Source organism: Streptomyces niveus (assembly GCF_001723055.1).
Taxonomy (GTDB): Bacteria; Actinomycetota; Actinomycetes; order Streptomycetales; family Streptomycetaceae; genus Streptomyces; species Streptomyces niveus.
Genome location: NZ_MDCR01000504.1, coordinates 1 through 5,542, shown reverse-complemented (window position 1 = coordinate 5,542; position 5,542 = coordinate 1). Strand labels below are relative to the sequence as shown.

Sequence of the window (5,542 nt, the reverse complement as noted above, 5' to 3'; positions counted from 1 at the left end):
TGCCGGGAAGGGGACGGCGCATATCCCGGCACATCTTCCGCATCCTTACCAATGAAGCCAGCAACCGAAAGAAACGGGGCAACCGGCCCCGGTGTACGGCTCCGCCGGCAGGACAACCGCTGAACGGCGGACCGTACCGATACGGCGGCACCGCTCGAACGAACGAACCTGCACCGCGCTGCGAACTCCAGGCCCATCTCGACCAATACGGCCGGGAAGACTGGCCTGGCGTTCACCAGCCCGCCCCCACTCGACAGTTCACCCGGTGCACGCGGGTCCCGAGCGCTCTGGTCAGTCCGTGGTCCGGAACAGTATGAGAAGCCGGGCACGCTGCCTGGCACCGAGGCCCTGGATACGGCGCTTCTCGGAAATCTCCAGATCGGTGAGCAGCTGACCGGCGCGGATGGTGCCGATGCCGGGGAGTGATTCAAGGACACGGCGCACCCGGAGCTTGCCGACGATGTCGTCCTCGCGGGCGAGCAGGTCGGGGAGTGGCAAGGCCCCTGATTTGAGAGCGGCCATCAGATCCGCGCGTTCCCGGCGGACCGCCAACGCCTTCTCCAGTGCCTCGGCCCTCTGTGACGGGGTCAGTGCGGGCAGTGCCATGGGTATCGCCTTCCCTTGCTCTACGGCTGAGGCATCCTCATCTTCCCTCAGGGCCATTCACCCACAACGGTAATGACAATTGTGGGGGTTGACTGCTCATTGGGTGTTTTAGCCGCACTCCTCTCGATCGTGAAGCCAGTCGCGTCGCGTCCCGGCTCTGGCTATCGCGTCGATCACAGCCACGTGCAGGACGTTCTGGAAGTAGTCGCGGCGTCCGGCACCGCCCTGCCGCACCGGACCCTGTCCGCCCTGCAGGCAGCGTCCCGAAACCCCTGACCCCGTTCCCTGGAGCCACACCCACCACATGCCCCCTCTTGACCTGCCAGAACAGTCCCAGCAACTCCGCGATCTGGCACGGGAATTCGAGTCCCTGCGCGCACGCGTGCGCAGCGTCTCCTACACCCCCGGCACCGACGCCCTTCGCCAGATCAGCCCGCTCCTGCTCAAAACACAGGACCTCACCGCCACGCTCCTCGTCCGCCTGGGCGCCCTCGACAACAGCCCCTACACCAGCGTCCCCGGCAGCCACGCCAGCCTGGAATGCCTGTCCGCGCTCGTGATCGCCTCCACCCAGGCCGGCAACGACCTCGCCAGTGCCCTGCACGCCAACCCCCTTCAAGGCGCGGCGTTCCCCGGCTATCCGGCGTACTCCGAGTCGGACCGCGTGGCCCGCCACGCCACGGCCATACCGCTCATGACCGGCCACCTCACCGACGCGGTCCACCAGCTCGACCTGAGCGCCACCGGGTGCCACTACGTCGCCACCGGCATCACCCGCGACCTCGCCGACGCACAAGCCAACCAGGCGAAGTCCGCTCAGATGGATGCCGGTCTCGCACTCAGCCCCGCCCAGTACGACGCTCTCCAGGCCCTCAGCCTCGGGCAAGGAAAACTGTACGAAAGTCTGCAGCGAGGGATGGGCGTGACCCGCGTCGCCACCCACGACGGCACCCGTATCTCCATCGCCACCTACCGGGCCCTCGACAAACACGGACTCGTCACCGCGGACACCAGCACCTCCCTGTTCCACGGACAGAAGATCACCGTCACCGACCACGGGCAGCAGGCCCTGGCACAACGGCGCCCCGCGGCCACTCCGGCGACCAGCGCCATGACTGCACCCAAGCCCCCCGTAGTACAGGAGCGCGCCGGTGACGCCTTTCGGGCCCGAGACCCGCTGACCACAACTCCCCGGAGACCATCACGACTTCCGACACCCTGACCGCGCACGACCTCGCCCTCGCGCTCGCCGCCCACCTCCACCCCGACGCCGCCCCTCGCGACGTGACCGTCCTCTTCAGCGCCCGGCCCCAGGCACCCATCGAGTTCCGCCACCGCGGGCGCGGCGGGCCCGTCACCGGCGTCGCCCAGGAACTGCACGCCCGCCTCTTCGGCCTCCCGGTGGACGACGCCCCACTGCCCACCGCCCTCGACGCACTCCTGCAGGCCACCCACACCGCCACCAGCCCCGAGCAGCGCACCGCGGTCCTGCACCAGCTCGCCGACCAGCTGCGCAACGCCACCGAGATCATCCAGCGCCACCAGGACCAGGCCCACTGGGACCGGCTCCCCGACGACATCGCCCAACAACTGCGCCACGCCCACGACCAGGCCCAGCAGCTCGCCGAGACCCTCGACCGCGTCGCACCCGCCTTCAGCAACCCGCCCACCACGAACATCACGCCGGGCCCAAAACAACAGCGCGAACCGCTCCACCGGACGGTCGCTCCAGCCCCCGCCCCTACGCCACCGGCCAGCCGGCGCCACTGACACCCGGGCGACAACGCGCCGACGGCTTAACCCTCCTCACCGTCGCGGTGGTCCCGACCACGGCCCGCCGAACCGTCGCCCAGCGCCACCACACCCGGCCGCAGACCCCGGCGGCACCCGGTGCTCCACCACCGGACATGCGAAAGCCCCGCACGCAAGCCCCAAGGAGGGGAAGCCCGGCGTACGGGGCCAACGGACAGCCCGCCGGGGGGCAAGGCCCGAAGTACCCGGCATACACCTGCCACAGGGACCAACGAGCCCACACCCGAACAGTCACCGATCACCCCACCGCAGGAACTCCCGTGACCAGGGTGGCCGGCCCCCGTGGCTTGACCCACCTGTCCGCTCCGGGACCCGCACCGGACAAGGCCGACCCCAGCCCGAACACGACACCGGCCAAAGCCCCTCCACCCGACCACGACACCACCCGCCGCAAGGACGCACTATTCCCCCTGCTCCCGTATTCAGATCTATCTCGCTCGGCGCCGGAATCCAGTCCAGCGCCATGCTCGCCCTTTCCGCCGAAGGAAAACTTCCGAAGGTCGACTACGCAATATTTGCCGACACCGGATGGGAACCGAAAACTGTCTACGATCACCTAGACCGCCTGGAACGGGAAATAGCCCAGCTGGCAGGCATCCCAATCTTCCGCGTCTCCTCCGGAAACATACGCGCCGACGCACTGGACGCGGATCACCGGTTCGCTTCCATGCCGCTTCATATCCTGAACAAGGACGGCAGGGCCGGAATGACGAGACGGCAATGCACCGGGGAATACAAGATAAAGCCGATCAAGAAGAAGGTGCGTGAACTCCTGGGTTACCCGTACCCGGCGCGTATCCCCAAAGGTGTGTTCGTCGATCAGTGGGTCGGCATCTCCACCGACGAATTCCACCGCGCCAAGGACGCCGACGTGAAATACATGCGCAACCGGCACCCCCTCATCACCGATATGAACTGGTCCCGGTCCGACTGCGTCCGCTACCTCACCTCCCTCGGGCTCGCCGACACCCCCAAGTCGAGCTGTCTGGGGTGCCCGTTCCACGGCAACGCCCAGTGGCGGCACATCCGCGACACGAGCCCCGAAGAGTGGCAGGACGTGGTGGAGTTCGACGCCGCTATCCGTAAGGGCAACGCCCGCGCGAACGCCTCCGGCAACCACCTGCTCGGGCAGGCGTTCCTGCACCGCTCCCGCGTCCCGCTCTCCGACGCGCCGATCGACCACGTCACGGCCTCCGAATGGGCCGCCCGCCAACAGCAGCTCGGCGACGGTGGAACACCCGAGGCGGACGAGGCGGAGCACGGGGCGGCCGACGGGTGTTCACCGTGGGCCTGCCGAGGTGAAGTCGAGCCGGTGCAGGGCGACTTCGGGCTGGCTTCTTGATCCTGGACCTGTTCGCGGGTCCCGGCGGCTGGAGCCGTGCCCTGTCCGTGCTCGGCGTACGGGACGTCGGACTGGAATGGGACCAGTGGGCGTGCAAGACCCGTATGTTGGCCGGTCAGTTGACGGTCCGTACCGACGTGGCGATGTACCCAGTGTGGCCCTTCCTCGGCCGGACGTACGGGCTGATCGCCTCGCCGCCGTGCCAGGCGTGGTCGATGGCCGGCAAACGCCTCGGCCTCCTCGACCAGCCGCTGGTCCACCAAGCCGTCGCCGACCTGGCCCAGGGGCGCGACACCCGCGAACGGCTCCTCGCCTCCTGCCAGGACGAGCGGTCCCTGCTGGCGGCCGAGCCGATGCGCTACCTCCACTCCCTGAACACGGTGGACGAGCCGGAATGGGTGCTCATGGAGGAAGTGCCGGACGTACTGCCTTTGTGGAAGCAGTACGCCGCGATCCTGCGCCGGTGGGGATTCTCCGTCTGGACCGGCATCCTGAACGCCGCCGACTACGGGGTACCGCAGACCCGGAGGCGGGCGATCCTGCTCGCCTCCCGCGTACGGACAGCCGAACCACCGGCACCGACCCACGCCCAAGCCGCCGAGCCCGAGAGCCTGTTCGGGCCTGGCCGCGCCCAGTGGGTGTCCATGGCCACCGCGCTCGGCTGGGGCGCCACCGACCGCCCCGTGCCCACCGTCTGCGCCGGCGGCGGACCCGGCGGCGGACCCGAACCGTTCCCCTCCGGCTCCCGTAAGACGTTGACCGACGCCCGCGACCGCGGCACCTGGACCCCACGGGCAACCTGGGGCCCGTCGTCGCCCCAACGGGAAGTCGCTGGTCGGCCCGCACCGTCCAGCACACGGGGTGACCATCCCGTCGAGGAACCGGTGGCAGCCGGAACGCACCGCTGGTCGTGGTCATTGCGCAGCAACAACCAGGCCAACGCGACGATCCGGTCGCTCGCCGAGCCGGCGGGGACGCTGTTCTTCGGACACCGCGCCAACGAATGCGTCTGGGTGCCCGAGCCCTCAGAAGCCCGTCGGGCAGACGGCGGGCAGCTGGTGGTGCCGGAGTCGATCCGGATCACCGCCCGCGAGGCCGGGCTCCTGCAGACCTTCCCCGCCGACTACCCGTGGGCCGGCAACAAGGGGCAGCAGTTCTCGCAGATCGGCAACGCCGTTCCCCCGTTGCTCGCGGCCCACCTGCTCGCCCCGCACCTTCAACTCCCCCTCAACCCGGACAACTTCACGCTGGCCGCCTGATGCCCCGAACCCCCGACCCCATCGAGGACAGCGACGACTTGCTCGCGCCACCGCCTCCGCCTCCGGTGGTCCACGTCGAGCAGGCACTCCTCGGCGCGCTCCTCCTCGAACCCCACCGTGCCGCCAACCTGACCGGCATCACCCCCGAGGCGTTCTCCACCGCCGGACACGCCGCGCTGTTCACCGCGATCCGCACCCTGCCCGTCCCCGACCCGGCCCAGCACGCCACGACCACGACATGGCTCAACCAGGTACTCACCGCCGCCGGAGAGCAGACACGCGGACTGACCACCGCCTACCTGCACCACCTGATCCAGCTCTGCCCCCAGCCCCGGCACGCTCCGGCGTACGCGCGAATCATCGAAGCGGAACACGCCCGGCGCCTCCTGCGCGCCGCCGCCCACCGGCTCATCCACACCGCCCTGGACACCTCGCTCCCCCACCGCGTGGCCACCACCCTCGCCGAAGCCGGCGCCCTCACCACCGTGGTCGACACCATCGCCACCCGATTCCCGCCCCACCC

6 protein-coding genes are annotated in these 5,542 nt (G+C 69.4%); 5 read left to right on the top strand and 1 reads right to left on the bottom strand.

The window, feature by feature from the left end; translation table 11 throughout:
- Positions 1-291: 291 nt before the first annotated feature.
- Positions 292-606, bottom strand: a complete 315-nt coding sequence (gene mihF, locus BHU15_RS37000; protein WP_069631081.1) for an integration host factor, actinobacterial type — start codon at positions 604-606, stop codon at positions 292-294.
- A 304-nt stretch (positions 607-910) separates the two neighbouring features.
- Between mihF and BHU15_RS36995 the strand changes: the two genes are divergently transcribed.
- From BHU15_RS36995 to BHU15_RS36975, 5 genes are all read left to right on the top strand, one after another.
- Positions 911-1,828: a hypothetical protein gene (locus tag BHU15_RS36995; RefSeq protein WP_069631080.1), complete on the top strand. Its 918-nt coding sequence runs from the start codon at positions 911-913 to the stop codon at positions 1,826-1,828.
- Between the two features lie 62 nt (positions 1,829-1,890).
- The gene (locus tag BHU15_RS36990; RefSeq protein ID WP_069631079.1) at positions 1,891-2,376 is read left to right on the top strand and encodes a hypothetical protein; all 486 of its coding nucleotides are present in this window, start codon (positions 1,891-1,893) and stop codon (positions 2,374-2,376) included.
- Positions 2,377-2,881: 505 nt separating this feature from the next.
- Positions 2,882-3,760, top strand: a complete 879-nt coding sequence (locus BHU15_RS36985; RefSeq protein WP_079128635.1) for an adenine nucleotide alpha hydrolase family protein — start codon at positions 2,882-2,884, stop codon at positions 3,758-3,760.
- On the top strand, positions 3,757-5,019 hold the full coding sequence (locus BHU15_RS36980) for a DNA cytosine methyltransferase (RefSeq protein WP_069631077.1): 1,263 nt from the start codon (positions 3,757-3,759) through the stop codon (positions 5,017-5,019). Before BHU15_RS36985 ends, BHU15_RS36980 begins: the two co-directional genes overlap by 4 nt.
- On the top strand, positions 5,019-5,542 hold a 524-nt coding region (locus tag BHU15_RS36975), incomplete at its 3' end, for a DnaB-like helicase N-terminal domain-containing protein (RefSeq protein ID WP_303741444.1). The genes BHU15_RS36980 and BHU15_RS36975, both read left to right, overlap by 1 nt.

What these genes read in the sequence shown, in the direction of transcription:
- mihF (WP_069631081.1), bottom strand. Translation starts at nt 606, where the DNA reads ATGGCACTGCCCGCACTGACCCCGTCACAGAGGGCCGAGGCACTGGAG.
- BHU15_RS36995 (WP_069631080.1), top strand. Translation starts at nt 911, where the DNA reads ATGCCCCCTCTTGACCTGCCAGAACAGTCCCAGCAACTCCGCGATCTG.
- BHU15_RS36985 (WP_079128635.1), top strand. Translation starts at nt 2,882, where the DNA reads ATGCTCGCCCTTTCCGCCGAAGGAAAACTTCCGAAGGTCGACTACGCA.